Below are 18,615 nucleotides of genomic sequence, written 5' to 3' on the forward strand. Positions count from 1 at the left end.
CAGGCGGCTTAAACCCTGCGGAAGGTCAGATAATGCGGCGTGCGGCCCTCGCGGAGCGCCTTCTGCTCGTAGCGCGTGCTGATCCAGTCACCCCAGGGCGAGCGCCAGTCCTCCGGCCCCTCGGCCAGCCATTCAAACCCGTGCCGTGGCACCTGCTCCAAGGTCTGGCGCACGTAGTCGGGGATGTCGGTTGCCACCCGAAAGATCGCGCCCGGCTTAAGCACCCCGGCCAGCGCCTCGAGGTAATCGGGCGTCACGAAGCGGCGCCGGTGGTGGCGCTTCTTGGGCCATGGATCGGGATAAAGCAGGAAGGCCCGGCTCACCGAGCCCTGGGGCAGCACGTCAAACAGGTCGCGCACATCTCCGGGATGGACCTTCAGGTTTTCCACCCCCGCCTTGCGGATCTTGCCCAGCAGCATCGCCACGCCGTTGATGTAAGGCTCGGCCCCGATAATGCCCACGCCGGGGTTCTGCGCGGCCTGGTGCACCATGTGCTCGCCGCCGCCGAAACCCACCTCGACCCAGATCTCCTTGCCCGGAAACAGCGCCTCCAGGTCGAGCGGCAGCCGGTCAGGGTTTTCTTCCCAGCCGACGGCACCGGGCGAAAGCGCAGCGAGATCTTCGTCGAGATAGGTCTCCTGGCTCGGGCGCAGGGTCTTGCCCTTCAGACGGCCGTAGAAGTTGCGCCAGGGCGCGCCGGTGGGGTGCTTGTCGGGGTGCTCGTCAGTCATGGGGCGGCGATGTAGCCGCAGCCCGCGCCTCGCGCAACAGCGCTCAGTGAAACTCGGCTTCCTCCACTTCGCTTCGGGTGATCTCGCGTATGCCCTCGTAGGGCGTGCCGGCCACGGCGTTGCGGATGATCTCCTCGGCCATGTCGAAATCGGCCACGTCGAAGCCGAAGTTCACCTCCGGCTCGCCGGTGGCCTCGCAGGAGCCGATCTCGGCCCCCGCCCAGGCGCCCGCCCGCGCCTCGATCAGCGCGTTCTCGATGAGCTCCATGGCGGCGTTGCGAAAGTCGAGGGCAGCATCCCAGTCGCCGGGATACAGACCGGGGATACGGTTGACGTTGTAGAAAACTTCGACCGACTTGATCACCATGCCAAGCCCTCCATGCCCTTCTGACTAAAAGGAAAACATGAAAGTTCGGCTAATTTGCGGCCAATTCGCGCCGAGGCCGGCAATTTGCGGCAGATGCGACCTATCGGGCACAGGGGGCTGCGGGAGCTTGGAACGCGGCAAGCGCCTGTGGCGCGCCGCGTTCCGGCCTTGCGTTCCCGTCAGATCGCGGCCTTCAAGGCCTCCACGAGATCGACCTTCTCCCAGGAAAACCCGCCATCGTCTTCCGGCGCGCGGCCGAAGTGGCCATAGGCCGCGGTCCGCTGGTAGATCGGCTTGTTCATCTCGAGATGGGTGCGGATGCCGCGCGGCGTGAGGTCCATCGCCTTGGCGACGGCCTTCTCGATCTGCGCCTCGGCCACTTCGCCGGTGCCATGGGTATCCACGTAGATCGAGAGCGGCTTGCTCACGCCGATGGCGTAGGAAAGCTGCAGCGTACAGCGCTTTGCCAGCCCGGCGGCGACCACGTTCTTGGCAAGGTAGCGCGCAGCATAGGCGGCGGAGCGGTCCACCTTGGTCGGATCCTTGCCCGAGAAGGCGCCGCCCCCGTGCGGCGCGGCACCGCCGTAGGTGTCCACGATGATCTTGCGGCCCGTGAGCCCTGCGTCGCCATCCGGCCCGCCGATGACGAACTTGCCGGTCGGGTTGATCCACCATTCGGTCGAATCGGTCAGCCAGTCCTCGGGGAGGATGCTGCGAATGTAGGGCTCCACGATGGCCCGCACGTCATCGGAGGAGAGGCTCGGGTCGAGATGTTGGGTCGAGAGCACCAGCGAGGTCGCTTCGACCGGCTTGCCGCCTTCGTAGCGCAGCGAGAGCTGGCTCTTCATGTCCGGCCCCAACTTGGGCTCGGTGCTGTTCTTGCGCACCTCGGCCAGCTTCTTCAGGATCGCGTGAGCGTAGTGGATCGGCGCCGGCATGAGCTCCGGCGTCTCGTCGCAGGCATAGCCGAACATGATGCCCTGATCGCCCGCCCCTTCATCCTTGTTGCCAGAGGCATCGACGCCCTGGGCAATGTCGGCCGACTGCGCGTGCAGGTAGTTCGACACCTGCACGTTGGCCCAGTGAAAGCCCTTCTGCTCGTAGCCGATATCCCGCACGCACTGGCGCGCGATCTCCTCGACCGCCTGGATCACCTTGCCGGGGCCGCGCACCTCGCCGCCGATCACCACGCGGTCGGTGGTGGCAAAGGTTTCGCAGGCCACGCGTGCCTGCGGGTCTTCTGCCAGGAAGGCATCGAGAACGGCATCGGAAATCCGGTCGCAGACCTTGTCGGGGTGCCCCTCGGACACGGACTCCGAGGTGAAGGTGTATTCGGAACGAGACATGTGGGGTAGTGCTCCATTGAGTTTTAGACCGCCACGCCAGGAAGCCGTTGTGGCGGCAGATGCGCCCTCTGCTAGTCGCTCCCACCTGTGGGGTCAACCGGCTTGGCGACCGCACGGGCAACAGCCAGCATCAGGGCAAAGGCGGCCAGCAAGGCCAGCACGCCCCAATCGCCCCAGAGGCGATAGGGCGGCGTTGCGGCGAGCCTGGGCGGCAGCGCCACGTCGAGGTATCCCTCCTCGCCCAGCGGCAGCGTGGCAAGCACCCGGCCCTGTGCGTCGATCACGGCCGAAATGCCGGTGTTGGCCGAGCGCAGCACCGGCACGCCCTGCTCCACCGCCCGCAATCGCGCCTGCGCAAGGTGCTGATAGGGGCCGGAGAGCTTGCCGAACCAGGCGTCGTTGGTGATATGCAGGATCCATCCGGGGCGCGGCGCGGCAATGATCTCCTCGGCAAAGATCGCCTCGTAGCAGATCAGCGGCAGGATCTGCCCCAGCCCCCCGCCGAGGTCCACCAGCCGGAGCCCGTCGCCCGGCATGAAGCCCGACATCGCCTGCTCGGCCAGCCCGCCCGGCGCCCATCTGCCCAGCAGGCTTGCCCCCGGCATGTATTCGCCAAAGGGCACAAGGTGGGACTTGTCGTAGTAGTCTGTCACATCCGCACCGGGAGTGATGACGGCCAGCGAATTGCGGGCGGTGTCGCCCTCGCGGCGTTGCAGACCCACCACCACGCTGGCCCCCTGCGCCGCATCGGCCACCACCTGCGCGGTGCCGTTGCCGGGCGCGAGAAGGTAGGCCAGCGATGTCTCCGGCCAGACTACGAGATCGGGCGCAGGCCCCTCCGGCGCGGCGGCGCTGAGGCGCAGGGCCCGCTCGAAAAGCACCGGGATCATCTCTTCCTGCCATTTCAGGTGCTGCGCCGCGTTGGGCTGCACCAGCCGCACCGTCACCGGCGCACGCGGCTCCACCTCCTGCCCGAGCCGCCAGAGCCCGTAGGGGACAGGCAGGGCCAGGAAGGCCACGGCGGCCATCACGCCCAGCGCCGCACGCCGCACGCCAAATACCGTGGGCAAGGCCGCCGCCAGCGTGGTGAAGAGCGTCAGCCCGTGAGGCCCGGTCAACGCCGCGAGATGCATCTGCGGCTGACCGACCCAGATATGCCCTATGAGCGCCCAGGGAAAGCCCGTCCACAGGTGCGCGCGCAGCATCTCCGCCGCCGCCAGCAGCACGGCGCCCCAGAGCGCCCGCTGCTTGCGCCGCCGCCCGAGCACTGCCGCCCCCCCGAAGGCGGCCGCCCAGAACAGCGCAAAGCCCCCCGCATGGGCGGAGAGCGCAAAGGGCGCCATCCAGCCATGCCGCCAAGGGTCCACGAAGAAGGGCTCGACGATCCAGAACATCGTCGCCACCACGTAGCCCACACCCATCGCCCAGCCGCGCCAGGCGGCTGCGCGCGGCGCGGGCACGAGCGAGAACAGCGCAAACCCCAGCGCGAGCGCCGCCACCGAGAGCCAGACCCACCCCAGCGGCGCCTGCCCGGTGCCCACAAGCGCACCGAGGCCGGCGAAGAGCGCGAAGCTCGTCCACCGGTCATCCAGCCATCCGGCCATCCGCTCTGGAAGGTCAATCTTCGTCGGCACCCGCACCCTGCCGCAAGGAGTACTCGGGCAACCGCACCCGAAGCCGCTTCACCCGCCGTGGATCGGCGTCGAGCACCTCGAACTCGGCGCCGCCCGGATGCGGCACGACCTCGCCCCGGGTCGGCACCCGCCCGGTGAGCATGAACACGAGGCCACCCAGCGTGTCGACCTCTTCGAGGTCCTCGGCATCGGCCAGCGCCACGCCGGTCTCCTCTTCGAAGTCCTCGAGCGGCGTGCGCGCCATGGCAAGATACTGCCCGGGCTTCTCCTCGGTCCAGAGGTCGCCCTCCTCGATGTCGTGCTCGTCCTCGATCTCGCCGATCACCTGCTCGATCAGGTCCTCGATGGTGGCCAGGCCGTCGGTACCGCCGTATTCGTCGATCACCAGCGCCATGTGCATGCGCTCGCTCTGCATCTTCTGAAGCAGCACCCCGATCGGCATCGACGGCGGCGCATAGAGCAAGGGCCGCAGCATCGGCTTGAGGTCGAAGTCCTCGCCATGGCCGTTGAATCCGTATTTCAGGGCGAAGTCCTTGAGATGCACCATGCCCACCGGGCTGTCGAGCGTGCCTTCGTACACCGGCAACCGGCTCATGCCGCTGTCGCGGAACACGGCCACCAGGTCCTCCTTGCCGATGTCGAGCGGCACGGCGACGATTTCCACCTTGGGAATGGCAACGTCTTCCACCCGCATCCGGTGCAGGTTGCCCAGGCCAAGCATGGCCACGGCCTCACGACCCCCGCCCCTGCGCGGCTCGGCACCGTCCTCGGCGTCGCTCTCATCTGCGGGAAAAATCGCCTCGGCAAGCCGGCCCCAAAGGCCCTTGCCCTCACTACTGTCGGTCTCCAGCGCGCCCTGCGCGGCGCTAGACGACCCGTCCGAACTTTCGCCCATCGGTCCTTTCCATCATCTGCCCCGGTGTGGGGCTGTCACTCATATGGGTTTTTCACACCCAGCTTGGCAAGTATTTCCGCCTCGCGGGCCTCCATCAGCTCCGCGTCGGCATCATTAATGTGATCGTAACCTAGAAGATGCATCATCCCGTGAACAACAAGGTGCGTCAGATGGTCCCGCAGGTTCAGGCCGCCTTCATTGGCCTCGCGCGCGCAGGTTTCGTAGGCGAGGGCGATGTCGCCAAGAGGCAGGGTGCCATCCGGGTCCGGCTCGGGCGTCAGCGGATCTCCGCCGGGTCGCTCCGGCGCCAGGTCTTGCGACGGCCAGGAGAGCACGTTGGTTGGCTGCGGCTTGCCTCTGAAATCGCCATTCAGCGCGGCGACGCGGGCATCATCCGCACCCAGGACCGAGAGCTCGACCTGCTCGGGCAGGCCGTGAAAGGCCAGAACAGCCGGAGCGGCCAAAGCCACGACCGTCTCCAGCCCCGCCGCGTCCCAGCGGGCGTCTTCCAGAACGACATCCAGTTCCATCTTCTTGGCTCAAATACCCTCGGGGGTTTGGGGGCAGCGCCCCCAACTCAAAGGATCGCATGCGCCGCAGGCGCTCGATTGAGCAACTGTTACCCTGCGCTCAGCCCTGCGCCTCGGCCTTGTCATAGGCCTCGATGATCCGCGCCACCAGCGGGTGCCGGACCACGTCCTTGGCGGTGAAATAATTGAACGAAATGCCCTTCACTCCGCCCAGCAGGCTCTCCGCCTCGCGCAGGCCCGACTGCACGCCGCGCGGCAGGTCCACCTGGCTGCGGTCGCCGGTGATCACCATGCGGCTGCCCTCGCCGAGGCGTGTCAGGAACATCTTCATCTGCATGGTGGTCGCGTTCTGCGCCTCGTCGAGCACGCAGAAGGCATTGGCCAGCGTCCGGCCCCGCATGAAGGCCAGGGGCGCGATCTCGATCCGCTTCTCCTCGATCAGCTTCTGCACCTGCTTGGCGGGCAGAAAATCGTTCAGCGCGTCGTAGAGCGGCTGCATGTAGGGGTCGACCTTGTCCTTCATGTCGCCCGGCAGGTAGCCCAGCTTCTCGCCCGCCTCCACAGCCGGGCGGCTGAGGATGATCCGGTCCACATGCCCGGCGAGGAACATGTTCACGCCCACCGCGACGGCCAGGTAGGTCTTGCCGGTGCCGGCGGGCCCGATGCCGAAGCCCAGCTCGTTCTCGAAGAGGGCCCGCACATAGGCCTTTTGCGCCTCGGTGCGCGGCTCCACGATTTTCTTGCGGGTCTTGATCTCCACGCGGCCGCCCTGAAACATCTCCAATTGGTCGCCATCCCGGCTCACCCGGTCATCACGCGCCTCCCGGCCCATCCGGATCGCGCCGTCCACGTCGCCGGGCTCGATCGTTCGACCGGCCTCCAGCTTGGCATAGAGCTCTTGGAGAATCACCGTCGCCTCGCTGCGCGGCCCGGCCTCGCCAATGATCGCCAGCTGGTTCCCGCGCCGCAATATCTGCACGCCGACCGCATGTTCGATCTGCGCCAGATTGCGGTCAAACTCGCCGCAAAGCTCGATGAGCAGCATGTTGTCGGGGAATTCCAGCGGAGTTTCCAGAATATCCTTGGGGTTTGGCGGGGCGGTCAGGGCACTGATTCCCAAAAAGCGCTTCTCCGTGGTTTGCCTAGCAGAACGCTAGATATTGTGGCTCCTGTGTTCAGGTTGCCAATCAGAAGCCCATCGCGCAAGCCGCACGTGCAAAGATTTCACTCAGTTGACATGAAAAGAGGCTGCGAGAGCGGTTCTCGCAGCCTCCGGGTGATTTTGGCGGCAGTTGCCGGATCAGATTGGATCCGGAAAGGCCGACCCGGACTTGTAGCCACCCACTGCGGAGCTCGACGGACCTGCGCCGGAGCACACCGGCTTGCCGAACTTGTCGAGCCGCTGGCTGAGGTACCCCTCGACCCCGTCGTCGATGATCCAGTGATCGCATCCGTTGGGGTCGATCCAGATCCCGGCCTTCAGCTGGGTGAGGTCCTTGTTGTCGAACCCGCGGTCCACCGTCTTGTCGATTTTCTCGCTACAGGCCGCGAGGCTGCCGGCAACGGCCAGGAGAGCGGTGATCTTGAGGATGTTCATGGCGCTTCTCCCGGTCACTTGATGCAGATGATTTCGACGCGGCGGTTCTTCTGCATGCCCGCAGCCGTGCCGTTCGAGGCGACCGGCACGCGCTCGCCGTAGCCGCGCACATCAACGATCTTCGCCCCGGTCGCCTTGCCGATCTTCGCAACGCTCGTGGCCCGGCGATAGCTGAGGTTCATGTTGTACTCGTCGCTGGCGCGTGCGTCGGTGTGGCCGGCGATGATGTAGGCCCGAGCCCGGCTGGAGCGGAAGAAGTCGGCCAGCCGCTTCTTGCCCGCCGCGCTGATGGCCGCGCTGTCCGTGGCGAAGAGCTGGTCGGAGTTCATCACCCCGCAAACGTTGCCCCGCCGGCAGACGGGAATGCCCTGACGGCTGACGTGGGGGGTCATGTACCCTTCGGCCCCGTCGTCCATCACCCAGTGCTCGCAGCCGTCGGGATCCACCCAGACCGTCGGCGCATAGCGCTCCGAACTGACCCGCGTCTGCGCCGTGGCACCGGTTGCGTAGAGCCCGACCGCCACCGCCAGCGCCGCAGCGCCACCCGCCAGCGTCCGGATCGACATGAGAATCCCCTGTGTCACGAGTGTCCGTCCTTTGCTGTTTCGAAAGGCCGAGCAACGGTGAGAAAACCGGTCGAAGCTCCAGCCACATTATTGGCAAATTTTACCAAATTCTGTGGGCGGGCAAAGCGCTTTTCCCTATATATTGTATAGAGTTAGGCAACAGCCAAGGGCACGGCGGAGCATTGTCGCGCAGACGTGGGGCAATTGTGTCGGAAGTTGGGCGGCGTTCTAGAGCAGCCGGCCGGCCAGGGAGTTCGGCCCAGAATCGGTGATCCGCACCTTCACGAGGTCCCCCACGTCAAGGGCGTCGCTCGTCACGTGCACCGCGTGCAAGTGGTCGGACTTGCCCACCATCTGCCCCGGCATCCGTCCGGGTTTCTCGATCAGCACATGCACCTCGCGGCCCACCATCGCATCCTGCGCGGCCCGTTGTTGCCGGGTGATGAGCGCCTGCAGCCGCTGGAGCCGGTCATTGGCCACATCCGCTGCCACGTCGGGCCGTTCGGCCGCCGGTGTACCGGGCCGGGCAGAATACTTGAAGGAGTAGGCCGCCCCGTAGCGCACCCGCTCGATCAGGTCGAGCGTGGCCTGAAAGTCTTCCTCCGTCTCCTCGGGAAAGCCGACAATGAAATCCCCCGAGAGCAACAGGTCGGGCCGGGCCGCGCGGATCCGCTCGATCAGCGCGATGTAGCTCGCGGCGGTGTGCTTGCGGTTCATCCGCTTCAGGATCCGGTCGGAGCCGGACTGCACCGGGAGATGCAGATAGGGCATCAGCTTTTCGCAGTCGCCATGGGCGGCGATCAGGTCGTCTTCCATGTCGTTCGGGTGCGAGGTGGTGAAGCGGATGCGCTTCAACTCGTCGATCTCGGCCAGTCGCCGGATCAGCCGCGCCAATCCCCAGGTCTCGCCGCCGTCTTCGCCATGATAGGCATTCACGTTCTGGCCCAGCAGGGTGATCTCGCGGACCCCGCGCGCAACAAGCTCCTCGGCCTCGGCCAGCACGCGCGCAACCGGGCGGCTTGCTTCGGCCCCGCGGGTATAGGGCACCACGCAGAAGGCGCAGAACTTGTCGCAGCCCTCCTGCACCGTCAGAAAGGCCGTTGGCCCGCGCTGTGCCTTCGGACGGCGCTTCAGCTTCTCGAACTTGTCCTCTTCGGGAAAGTCGGTATCGAGCGCCTTCTGCCCCGCCCGCGCCCGGGCTTCCAGCTCCGGCAGGCGATGGTAGCTCTGCGGACCCACCACAAGGTCGACCATCGGCTGCCGCCGCATGATCTCTTCGCCCTCGGCCTGTGCGACGCAGCCGGCCACGCCGATCTTCAGGTCGGGATTGGCCTGCTTCAGGTCCTTGTAGCGGCCAAGTTCCGAATAGACCTTCTCTGCCGCCTTCTCCCGGATGTGGCAGGTGTTGAGCAGGATCATGTCGGCGCCATCAGGGCTCTCGACCTGCTCATAGCCTTCCAGCACCTCGGCCATCCGCTCGCTGTCATAGACGTTCATCTGACAGCCGTAGGTCTTGATGTAGAGCTTCTTGGTCATGTTCGGGTCCGGGAATGATCGGGCGGTGTCTAGCCCAAGGGGGCCTCGCCCGCAACGGTTGCGCTCAAGGCTTCCTTAACTCACAAATGGCAAAAAATCGGGCAAGGGCCGCCGGTATCATGAACTACAGATCTCTCAACGACTTCCTGGAAAATGGCAGCAAGGCGCTGGCCAGGGGGCCGATCGCCGTGATCTGCGTGGAAGACCTTGTCGAGGTCGAGACCACGATCCGCCATCACCGCATGGCCGGGTTCCGCGAGATCATCCTGCTCGCTCCGCCGGTCATGTCCCTCACGGACACGCTGGCACCCCTCGTGCATCGCGTGACCTACGACATGCATGCGGACAACGCGCTGGTGAACGCGATGAACCCGATCATCGCCGCCACCGAGCCGGGCCAATGGCTCTATTATTGCTACAATGCCGAGTATCTGTTCTTTCCGTTCTGCGAGAACCGGACAGTGGGCGAGATGCTGGCCTTCCACCTCGAAGAGCGGCGCGACGCGATGCTCACCTATGTGGTCGATCTCTATGCCGAGGATCTCGACAGGTATCCCGATGCGGTCTCGATCGAGGATGCGCATCTCGACAAGTCCGGCTACTACGCCCTCGCCCGTCCCGACCCCGTCAATCACAACTACCCGAAGGAGCGGCAGCTCGATTTTTTCGGCGGTCTTCGCTGGCGCTTCGAGGAGCATGTCGACAGGGAGCGGCGTCGGATCGACCGGATCAGCCTGTTTCGCGCCAAACAGGGCCTCACCCTCCTGCCGAACCACACCTTCTCGGAAGAGGAATACAACACCTATGCCTGCCCCTGGCATCACAACCTGACGGCTACGGTCTGCTCGTTCCGTACCGCCAAGGCGCTGAAGAGCAATCCGGGCAGCAAGTACGACATCGAGAGTTTCAAGTGGCACAACTCGACCAAATTCGAGTGGCACTCCCAGCAGTTGCTCGATCTCGGGCTGATGGAGCCAGGGCAGTGGTTTTGAGCCAGAGCGGCGCGCGCCGCCCGTCAGATCAGACCCGGCGGAGGCGGATCACCACGTCGACCTTGGCAATCTCCGTGCCCGCCGGTGCATCGGGGATGCTGGCGAGGCGAAGCTGCTCTGTCGGGGCGTCGGTCAGCTTCTGGGTGTCTTCCCAGTAAAAATGCGGGTGATCGTCGGTCCGGGTGTCGAAGTAGCTCTTTGAGCCGTCCACCGTGATCTCATGCATCAGGCCAACGTCACAGAAGGCCCGAAGGGTGTTGTAGACAGTGGCGAGCGAAACTTTCTCGCCGGCCGCGCGGGCGGCGTCGAAAAGACTCTCGGCAGTCACGTGACGATTGCGGCCATCCCCCACCAGCAGCTCGGCCAACGCAAGACGCTGGCGCGTCGGGCGCAAGTCGCCCTTTTCCAGCCATCTCGATCCGCGGCTGTGCGTCTGACTGTCCATCCGGTCGGGTTCCATCATCCTGCCTGTCTCCACTTATATCTTTGCGCGCCGCGCAATTTCAAATGAAAATGGGTCGCAACTGCGCGGCCGGGTCGCGCCGCGCCGCTATTGCACCCGCGACGGGCCGGGTGGTAGAGGGGGCGAAACCAAGGGCACCAAAAGACATGGGGGAGCAGGGCCGCATGGCGGATCATCCGACCACTTTCGACAAGGAAGGGTTGCTGAAATGCGCCCGGGGCGAGCTGTTCGGGCCGGGGAACCCCCAGCTTCCGGAACCGCCGATGCTGATGATGGACCGGGTCACCGAGATCTCGGCCGATGGCGGCGAGAACGGCAAGGGCCACGTTGTGGCCGAGTTCGACATCCACCCCGACCTCTGGTTCTTCTCCTGCCACTTCCCCGGCGACCCGGTGATGCCCGGCTGCCTCGGCCTCGACGGCCTGTGGCAGCTCACCGGCTTCAACCTTGGCTGGCGCGGCATGCTGGGCCGCGGCCGGGCGTTGGGCGTGGGCGAGGTGAAGTTCACCGACATGATCACCCCCGCCACGAGCCAGATCGTCTACCACGTCGATTTCACCCGCGTCATCGACCGGAAGTTGAAACTCGGCATCGCGGACGGCAAGATATTCGCAGACGGAAAGCTCGTCTTCACCGCCGAAGGCATGAAGGTCGGGCTTTTCTCCGACGAGTAAACAAGGGCCAGCCCCAACAGAACACGAGGTTTCATGCGTCGCGTCGTCATCACCGGAATCGGGATCGTCTCGCCGATCGGGATCACCGCCGAAGAAGTCACCGAAAGCCTGAAGACAGGGCGTTCGGGCATCACGGCGGCCCCGGAATATGCAGAGCACGGCTTCAGGTCCTGCGTCCACGGCAAGCCCGATATCGTCGTCGAGGACCATATCGACAAGCGCAATCTGCGGTTCATGGGCCCTGGCGCGGCCTACAACTTCATCGCCATGGAACAGGCGGTGAAGGACAGCGGGCTGGAGCAATCCGACGTGTCGAACGTGCGCACCGGCCTGATCATGGGCTCCGGCGGCCCCTCCACCTCGAACTTCTTCACCGCCCATTCGATCGTGAAGGAAAAGGGCTCGCCCAAGCGGATGGGGCCCTTCATGGTCACCCGTTGCATGAGTTCCACCAACTCCGCCTGCCTGGCCACGCCCTTCGGAATCAAGGGCATCAACTACTCGATCACCTCCGCCTGTTCGACCTCGCTGCACTGCGTGGGCAACGCGGTGGAGCAGATCCAGATGGGCAAGCAGGACGTGGTCTTTGCCGGTGGCGGCGAAGAGGTGGACTGGACACTCTCCTGCCTCTTCGACGCGATGAGCGCGATGAGCAGCAAGTACAACGACACCCCCACCAAGGCCTCCCGGCCCTATGACGCCACCCGCGATGGCTTCGTCATCTCTGGCGGCGGCGGCGTGGTGGTGGTCGAGGAACTCGAGCACGCCAAGGCCCGAGGCGCCAAGATCTACGCCGAGGTCACCGGCTACGGTGCCACCTCCGACGGGGCCGACATGGTGGCCCCATCCGGCGAGGGCGGCGAGCGCGCCATGAAGCTGGCGCTTTCCACCATCGGCGATCGCAAGGTGAACTACATCAATGCCCACGGCACCGCGACGCCGGTGGGCGACGTGGTGGAGGTGGAGGCGATCCGCCGGGTCTTCGGCGAAGAGAACATGCCGCCGATCTCGTCGTCCAAATCGCTGGCCGGCCACAGCCAGGGCGCCACGGGCGTCCTGGAGATCATCTACTCCGTCCTGATGATGGAAAATCGCTTCATCCAGGCCTCGGCCAACGTGACCGACCTCGATCCGGGCCTGCGTCCCGGCGAGATCGTGACCGAAACCAAGTTTGACGTTGATCTCGATACCGTGCTCTCCAACAGCTTCGGCTTCGGCGGCACCAACGGATCGCTTATTTTGAGCAAGTATCACGGATAGTTATCATGGCTGATTTGATGCGGGGCAAGCGCGGCCTCATCATGGGCGTGGCGAATGATCGGTCGATTGCCTGGGGCATCGCCAAGGCCATGGCCACGGAGGGCGCGGAACTCGCGTTCAGCTACCAGGGCGAGGCCTTCGGCAAGCGGGTCGAACCGCTGGCAGAGAGCCTGGGCTCCGACTTCCTGGTCGATGTCGACGTGATGAACGACGAGAGCATGGATGCGGCCTTCGGCCTGATCGGCGAACGCTGGGGCGCGCTCGACTTCGTGGTTCACGCCATCGCCTACTCCGACAAGAACGAGTTGACCGGCCGCTTCATCAATACCACGCGCGACAACTTCAAGAACTCGCTCTGCATTTCCTGCTTCTCCTTCATCGACGTGGCCCGACGCGCGGCGCCCCTTATGAAGAACGGCGGCACCCTGCTGACGCTGACCTACCAAGGGTCCAACCGGGTGACGCCCTATTACAACGTGATGGGCGTGGCCAAGGCGGCGCTGGAAAGCTCGGTGCGCTACCTCGCCAACGATCTCGGCCCGGACGGCATCCGCGTGAACGCCATCTCTCCCGGTCCGATGAAAACGCTGGCAGGCGCGGCGATCGGCGGGGCGCGCAAGACCTTCCGGCTGACCGAGGCCAACGCCCCGCTGAGGGCCAATGCCACGCTGGAGGCCGTGGGCGGAACCGCCGTCTACTTGGCCTCGGACTACGGCGCCTGCACCACGGGCGAGATCGTGCGGGTCGACGGCGGCTTTCACGTGCTCTCCATGCCGCAGCCCGAGAACCTCTGACCATTTCCTTGTCGACGCCAAATTGAGGCCTGATTTCAGGGCCATGTCCGGCGCATGACATTGCTGATCTTCGCTCTCGCGCTATGCGCCTTTACCGCCGTCTCGCTGCGTGGCGGCCTCGTGGCGCCGCGCGGGATGACCGTGCATTCGCTCGACAGCCAGGGCCTGATGCTGGGCCTTGCCGCCTTCGGTCTGGCAGCCTGGTTTCTTGGCCCGCTCTACGGCATCGCCCTCACGCTCTCGGTCGTGGTTCACGAATTCGGCCATGTCGCCGCCTACCGGGTGGCGGGCCACACCGATGCGCGCTTCCGCCTGGTTCCCCTGATGGGCGGAGTGGCCATCTCGAACCGCCTGCCCGACACCCAGGCCGAGAGCTTCTTCATCACGCTGATGGGCCCCGGCATCTGCATTGCGCCGATGGTCATGGGCTTTGCCGTTTCGGAGGTCTTTGCCTGGCGGGCACCGGAAATCGCCCATGCCGCCTGGGTCTTCGCCATCGTTACCGGGGCGCTGAACTTCTTCAACCTGCTGCCCTTCTGGCCGCTCGACGGCGGACGCTGCGTGAAGATCCTGGCGCAGACCTTCTGGCCTCCGCTGGGCCGGGTGGTGGGCATGGGCATGAGCGCGGCCTTCGCCGCTACCGCGCTGTGGATGCAATCCACCATGCTGTTCTGCTTCGCGCTGCTCTCTGCCCAGTCGCTCTTCAGCGCCCATGACGAGGCCCGCCACCAGCGGCCGATGAGCAAGGCTCAGGGTGGGCTCGCAGCCGCGGCCTATGTGTTTACCACGGCGGCCCATTTCTGGGGGGGCTGGGCGCTGCTAGAGCGGTACGTTCTGTAGGCCCGCGTCGCCGTCCGGTTCGCCCTTCACCGCGCCGATCCGCTCTTCGACGGGCGTCATCAGCCCCACGGTGGCTCCGGACGGATCCTTGACGATCGCGATGCGCCCCGCGTGCGGAATGTCGAAGGGTTCGCGCAGGAGTTCACCTCCCAGGTCACCGGTCTCCGCCACGGTGGCATCCACGTCATCGACCGCGAGATAGGTGAACCAGTGGGGGGAGACCCCGGCCATGCTCTCGGGGAGAGCGATGATCCCGGCCACGCGCCCGCCGTGGGCATGTGCAACGTGATAGGCGCCGCCAGAGGTCGGCACGACCTCGAAACGCCATCCGCAGGTGGCCTCGTAGAACGCGCGCGCTGCCTCGGCGTCATGGGTCATCAACTCGGTCCACCAGACCTTGCCGTGATTGAGCGACATGTGTCTCGCCTCCTTGGTCTGCGCGATTCCTCCCCGCACTCTACCACAGCCCTTTCGCCCCGTGCGGGCCTGTGCCAGTCTGCCGCGGGAAAGGGAGAGAAATGACGATCAAGGCCTGCGTTTTCGATGCCTATGGCACTTTGTTCGACGTTTCGGCGGCGGCCCGGGAGGCGGCGGCAGAACCGGGACGGGAGAGCCTCGCAGCCTGCTGGCAGGCGCTGGCCGAGACCTGGCGCAACAAGCAGCTCGGCTACAGCTGGCTGCGGGCGATCACCGGTGCACATGCCGATTTCTGGCAGGTGACCGGCGAGGCGCTGGACTATGCGATGGAGGAGCAAGGGCTCGACGACGCAGAGCTGCGCGAGCGGCTGCTGGCGCTTTACTTCGAGCTGTCAGCCTACCCGGAAGTGCCTGAAATGCTTGGCACCTTGAAGGCCGCAGGCTTTGCCACCGCCATCCTCTCCAACGGATCGCCCGACATGCTGATGGGCGCCGTCACCTCCGCCGGGATCGGCGAGCTGCTCGACGCGGTGATCTCGGTCGAGGATGTGGGCGTGTTCAAGCCCGACCGCAGCGTTTACGACCTGGTAGGAACCACCCTGAACGTGACTTCCGCCGAGGTGCTCTTTGTCTCCTCCAACGGCTGGGATGCCGCCGCCGGCGCGGGCTACGGCTTCAACACCGCCTGGGTCAACCGGTCGGGCCTGCCGTTGGACCGCCTGCCCTGGCAACCTAGCCATGTGCTCACGGATCTCACCCCTATTCCCGACCTTGCAGGAAGGCTCTGATGCCCAGCTTCACCACCTCGGATGGCACTCGTATTCACTACCGTGACGAGGGCGAGGGCCTGCCGCTCCTCTGCCTCGCGGGTCTCACCCGCAATGCGAGCGACTTCGACTACGTGGCCCCGCACCTCACCGGCTGCCGCCTGATCTGCCCCGATTACCGGGGCCGCGGCGGCTCGGGCTGGTCGGGGGCCGCGACCTACACGGTGCCGCAGGAGGCCAGGGACCAGCTCGAACTGCTCGACCACCTCGGCCTCGGCCGGGTCGCCATTCTGGGCACGTCGCGCGGCGGGCTCATCGGCATGGGCCTCGCGGCGATGCACCGCGACAAGGTGATGGGCCTCTGCCTCAACGACGTCGGCCCCGCGCTCAACCGCGACGGGCTGGAGCGGATCTTCGATTACGTCGGCCGCAACCCGGCGGCAAAGACTCACGCCGTTCTGGCCGCAGCCTACCCCGGCGCAATGCCGGGTTTCGTTAACGTGCCGCCCGAACGCTGGCTCGAAGAGGCGCGGAAACATTACGATGAGACACCGGAAGGGTTGAAAATCAATTACGATCCCGCCCTGAGGCAAGCGTTTCTGGCCGCCTTCGAGGGCGATATTCCCGAGGCCTGGCCGCTCTTCGAGGCGCTCGAAGGCCTGCCGCTGGCGCTGATCCGGGGCGAGAACTCCGACCTGCTCACACAGGACGCGGCGCGCAAGATGCGGCAGGTCCACCCCGAGATGATCTATGCCGAGGTGCCGGACCGCGCGCATATCCCCTTTCTGGACGAGCCCGAGGCGCTGAAGGCGCTCGATCAATGGCTGGAGAAAATGCGTTGAATTTTCAGATGATAGAGGCCGCCGCCGGGCGGCTTGCGGGCCATGTGCGCGAAACACCCCTGCTGAACTCGCCCTTCATCGACGCGATCGCCGGGCGGCGCGTGTGGGTGAAGGCCGAATGCCTTCAGCACACCGGGAGCTTCAAGTTTCGGGGCGGGTGGTCGGCGGTTTCGGCGCTGGAGGGCGCGGGCGGCGTGCTGGCCTATTCATCGGGGAACCATGCGCAGGGCGTCGCTGCGGCGGCGCGGGCGCATGGGCGCGAGGCGGTGATCGTGATGCCTGAGGATGCACCTGCCGTGAAGATCGCGAATACAAGGGCTTACGGCGCCGAGGTGGTGCTTTATGACCGCGCCACCGGCGACCGCGAGGCGATCGGCGCGGAGCTGGCCGAGGCGCGGGGGCTCACGCTGATCCGGCCCTATGACGAGCCGCTGGTGATTGCCGGGCAGGGCACCTGCGGGCTGGAGATTGCCCGGCAGGCGGCCGAAGCGGGGGTGACCGGGGGCGACGTGATTGTGTGCTGCGGCGGCGGCGGGCTGACCTCGGGGATCGCGCTGGCGCTCGAGCGGACCGCGCCGGGCTTCAGGGTGCGACCGGCGGAACCCGAGGGCTTTGACGATGTGGCGCGCTCGCTGGCGAGCGGAATGATCCAGAAAAACAACGCCTTGGGGGGCTCGATCTGCGATGCCATCGTGACCCCGCAACCGGGCGAGCTGACCTTTCCGATCATGCAGAGGCTCTGTGGGCCGGGGGTGGCGGTAAGCGACGAAGAGGCGCTCAGGGCGGTGGCCCAGGCCTTCTTGCGGCTGAAGATCGTGGTCGAGCCGGGCGGTGCCGTGGCGCTGGCCTCGGCGCTGTTTCAAGGCGATGCGATCGAGGGCGAGGATGTTGTGGTCGTGGTCAGCGGCGGCAACGTGGACGCAGGCGTTTTTGCCGAGGCGATAAGGACTTACGGAGACGCCGCATGACCGAATGGACGGTGGCCAGCTTCAACGTGAAGAACCTGATCGGAGCGGAGAAGGAGTACTACCGCTTCGAGAAATACACCCGCGAGGAATACGCCTGGAAGGCCAATTGGCTGGCCGATCAGCTCGCCTCGCTGAACGCCGATCTTGTTGGATTTCAAGAGATTTTCGAAGAAGATGCCCTGCGGGCCGTGGTGGCGCAGGCGGATCGGTTGGGGGAGGCGTCGAACGCGGTTTCGGTGCCGGATGCGTCCAAGCCCTATCACCGGAAGGCGATTTTCCGGAAGCTGGCCTATGAGCCCTATGGCGATGCGGCGCTGGCCTTTGCGGCGAACCTCAATGACGGCGCGCCGGGAGAGCGGCGGCCGGGGCTGGCGGTGCTGTCGCGCAACGGCTTTGCCGAACCGCCGGTGGTGGTGCAAGAGCTTGAAAAACCGCTGGAAATCCCGCTCCGCGATCTGGGCGGCGGGGGCGCGGGGAGCTTCACCCTGAACCGGCTTTCGCGCCCCATTCTGAAGGTGAAGGTGCCGGTGGGCCGCCATGTGGTGACCGTGTTCAACTGCCATCTGAAGAGCAAGCTGGGCGAGTTCATCACCCCGCAGGGCGCCGAATTTGCCAATGAAGCCAACCTGTTGGACTATGACCCGGTGGGCCGCTCGATGGGGTCTTTACGCAGCGCACTCAGGCGCATGGCGGAGGCCTGGGTGCTGCGGCGCGAGGTCGTGGCGGAGCTGGAAAAAGGCAATCCTGTCATAGTGTTGGGCGATCTGAACGATGGCGAGCACGCGGTGAGCACGGAGATCATCACCGGGGAGGCACCGTTCAAGAACTACGCCTGGATGCGCCGGCATGACGCGCGCCACCAAGGCGACCGCTACAGCGTTGAAGAGGCTGCACAAATCACCGAGAGCGTGGACTCGATGCGGCTTCATTCGGCGGAAAAGCTGTTTGTGCGGAAGAGCCTGCGCGACATGGTCTACACGGCGGCCTTCGGCGGGGTCTACGAGAGCATCGACCAGATCCTGCTGTCGCGGCACTTTCACCCAGACTTCGGGCAAGCCCTTGGAAGCATGGAGTATTTCAGCGTCTTCAACGACCATCTGACCGACGGATCGCACCCCGAAGCGCCCTACAACAAGCTCGCCTCGGACCACGGGCAGATCATGGCGCACCTGCGACTGGTCGACTGACCGGCTGTGCCATGCAGAAATGAATGGAAACTGGTTAAATTAACCACGAAATGCCCACCTGTGCCGGATTCCACACATGCACAACCGATGCACAACCCATGCACATCCCATACATATTCAAAAATGCATGGGTGGGCCGAAACAGGGTTAGCCGAGCGGGCGCTGCGCGGAGGGTCGGGGGCGGCCTGGCGACCCGGCCGCGAGCCGGT

21 protein-coding genes and 1 riboswitch are annotated in these 18,615 nt (G+C 65.5%); of the genes, 9 read left to right on the plus strand and 12 right to left on the minus strand.

The features are described 5' to 3' along the window. Positions 1-8: 8 nt before the first annotated feature. From trmB to miaB, 10 genes are all read right to left on the minus strand, one after another. On the minus strand, positions 9-731 hold the full coding sequence (gene trmB, locus BUR94_RS12790) for a tRNA (guanosine(46)-N7)-methyltransferase TrmB (protein ID WP_074256593.1): 723 nt from the start codon (positions 729-731) through the stop codon (positions 9-11). Between the two features lie 43 nt (positions 732-774). Further along, positions 775-1,098 carry a hypothetical protein gene (locus BUR94_RS20730; protein WP_074256594.1) on the minus strand — a complete coding sequence of 108 codons (324 nt, stop codon included), beginning with the start codon at positions 1,096-1,098 and terminating at the stop codon, positions 775-777. Positions 1,099-1,277: 179 nt separating this feature from the next. Continuing rightward, positions 1,278-2,444, minus strand: a complete 1,167-nt coding sequence (gene metK, locus BUR94_RS12800; protein WP_074256595.1) for a methionine adenosyltransferase — start codon at positions 2,442-2,444, stop codon at positions 1,278-1,280. Between the two features lie 9 nt (positions 2,445-2,453). Further along, a riboswitch (SAM-SAH riboswitch) is annotated at positions 2,454-2,503 on the minus strand. Between the two features lie 12 nt (positions 2,504-2,515). After that, the gene (gene lnt, locus BUR94_RS12805; protein WP_074256596.1) at positions 2,516-4,048 is read right to left on the minus strand and encodes an apolipoprotein N-acyltransferase; all 1,533 of its coding nucleotides are present in this window, start codon (positions 4,046-4,048) and stop codon (positions 2,516-2,518) included. Positions 4,049-4,061: 13 nt separating this feature from the next. Further along, entirely contained in the window at positions 4,062-4,973 is a 912-nt protein-coding gene (locus tag BUR94_RS12810; RefSeq protein ID WP_074256597.1) for a transporter associated domain-containing protein, read from the minus strand. Between the two features lie 35 nt (positions 4,974-5,008). After that, positions 5,009-5,503, minus strand: coding sequence for an rRNA maturation RNase YbeY (gene ybeY / locus BUR94_RS12815; protein ID WP_074256598.1), 495 nt, complete (start codon positions 5,501-5,503; stop codon positions 5,009-5,011). A 100-nt stretch (positions 5,504-5,603) separates the two neighbouring features. Continuing rightward, positions 5,604-6,623, minus strand: coding sequence for a PhoH family protein (locus BUR94_RS12820; RefSeq protein WP_074256599.1), 1,020 nt, complete (start codon positions 6,621-6,623; stop codon positions 5,604-5,606). Between the two features lie 180 nt (positions 6,624-6,803). After that, positions 6,804-7,100, minus strand: a complete 297-nt coding sequence (locus BUR94_RS12825; RefSeq protein WP_074256600.1) for a hypothetical protein — start codon at positions 7,098-7,100, stop codon at positions 6,804-6,806. Positions 7,101-7,114: 14 nt separating this feature from the next. Continuing rightward, positions 7,115-7,684 (minus strand): OmpA family protein, encoded by a 570-nt coding sequence (locus BUR94_RS12830; RefSeq protein ID WP_245794462.1) that lies wholly within the window; start codon positions 7,682-7,684, stop codon positions 7,115-7,117. A gap of 210 nt (positions 7,685-7,894) precedes the next feature. Continuing rightward, the gene (miaB, locus tag BUR94_RS12835) at positions 7,895-9,202 is read right to left on the minus strand and encodes a tRNA (N6-isopentenyl adenosine(37)-C2)-methylthiotransferase MiaB (protein ID WP_074256602.1); all 1,308 of its coding nucleotides are present in this window, start codon (positions 9,200-9,202) and stop codon (positions 7,895-7,897) included. A 119-nt stretch (positions 9,203-9,321) separates the two neighbouring features. Here miaB and BUR94_RS12840 point away from each other — a divergent pair, with 119 nt between their 5' ends. After that, positions 9,322-10,194 (plus strand): hypothetical protein, encoded by an 873-nt coding sequence (locus BUR94_RS12840; protein ID WP_074256603.1) that lies wholly within the window; start codon positions 9,322-9,324, stop codon positions 10,192-10,194. A gap of 28 nt (positions 10,195-10,222) precedes the next feature. Here the strand turns inward: BUR94_RS12840 and irr are convergent, their stop codons facing one another. Next, complete coding sequence (gene irr / locus BUR94_RS12845) at positions 10,223-10,654, minus strand: Fur family transcriptional regulator Irr (protein ID WP_425445247.1); 432 nt, start codon at positions 10,652-10,654, stop codon at positions 10,223-10,225. Positions 10,655-10,821: 167 nt separating this feature from the next. Between irr and fabA the strand changes: the two genes are divergently transcribed. Genes fabA through BUR94_RS12865 form a run of 4 tightly spaced genes read left to right on the plus strand, consistent with a single transcriptional unit; the run spans position 10,822 to position 14,225 of the window. Beyond that, complete coding sequence (gene fabA / locus BUR94_RS12850; protein WP_074257721.1) at positions 10,822-11,331, plus strand: bifunctional 3-hydroxydecanoyl-ACP dehydratase/trans-2-decenoyl-ACP isomerase; 510 nt, start codon at positions 10,822-10,824, stop codon at positions 11,329-11,331. A 33-nt stretch (positions 11,332-11,364) separates the two neighbouring features. Further along, positions 11,365-12,591 carry a beta-ketoacyl-ACP synthase I gene (fabB, locus tag BUR94_RS12855; protein ID WP_074256604.1) on the plus strand — a complete coding sequence of 409 codons (1,227 nt, stop codon included), beginning with the start codon at positions 11,365-11,367 and terminating at the stop codon, positions 12,589-12,591. A gap of 5 nt (positions 12,592-12,596) precedes the next feature. Continuing rightward, positions 12,597-13,385: an enoyl-ACP reductase FabI gene (locus BUR94_RS12860; RefSeq protein WP_074256605.1), complete on the plus strand. Its 789-nt coding sequence runs from the start codon at positions 12,597-12,599 to the stop codon at positions 13,383-13,385. Positions 13,386-13,439: 54 nt separating this feature from the next. Next, entirely contained in the window at positions 13,440-14,225 is a 786-nt protein-coding gene (locus BUR94_RS12865) for a metalloprotease (protein WP_074256606.1), read from the plus strand. On the opposite strand, the gene BUR94_RS12870 is transcribed toward BUR94_RS12865, so the two are convergent. Next, on the minus strand, positions 14,205-14,642 hold the full coding sequence (locus BUR94_RS12870; protein ID WP_074256607.1) for a VOC family protein: 438 nt from the start codon (positions 14,640-14,642) through the stop codon (positions 14,205-14,207). The two genes, BUR94_RS12865 and BUR94_RS12870, sit on opposite strands and share 21 nt — an antisense overlap. 101 nt (positions 14,643-14,743) lie before the next feature. Between BUR94_RS12870 and BUR94_RS12875 the strand changes: the two genes are divergently transcribed. Genes BUR94_RS12875 through BUR94_RS12890 form a run of 4 tightly spaced genes read left to right on the plus strand, consistent with a single transcriptional unit; the run spans position 14,744 to position 18,406 of the window. Continuing rightward, a complete protein-coding gene (locus tag BUR94_RS12875) occupies positions 14,744-15,430 on the plus strand; it encodes a haloacid dehalogenase type II (RefSeq protein WP_074256608.1) in 687 nt (228 codons plus the stop codon). Continuing rightward, positions 15,430-16,251, plus strand: a complete 822-nt coding sequence (locus tag BUR94_RS12880) for an alpha/beta fold hydrolase (RefSeq protein ID WP_074256609.1) — start codon at positions 15,430-15,432, stop codon at positions 16,249-16,251. The genes BUR94_RS12875 and BUR94_RS12880 overlap by 1 nt, the downstream gene beginning before the upstream one ends. Then, positions 16,230-17,219: a threonine ammonia-lyase gene (locus tag BUR94_RS12885; protein ID WP_074256610.1), complete on the plus strand. Its 990-nt coding sequence runs from the start codon at positions 16,230-16,232 to the stop codon at positions 17,217-17,219. Before BUR94_RS12880 ends, BUR94_RS12885 begins: the two co-directional genes overlap by 22 nt. Continuing rightward, complete coding sequence (locus BUR94_RS12890) at positions 17,216-18,406, plus strand: endonuclease/exonuclease/phosphatase family protein (RefSeq protein WP_074256611.1); 1,191 nt, start codon at positions 17,216-17,218, stop codon at positions 18,404-18,406. The genes BUR94_RS12885 and BUR94_RS12890 overlap by 4 nt, the downstream gene beginning before the upstream one ends. Positions 18,407-18,615: the final 209 nt, after the last annotated feature.

The sequence above is a fragment of the Vannielia litorea genome (assembly GCF_900142295.1).
Lineage (GTDB): Bacteria > Pseudomonadota > Alphaproteobacteria > Rhodobacterales > Rhodobacteraceae > Vannielia > Vannielia litorea.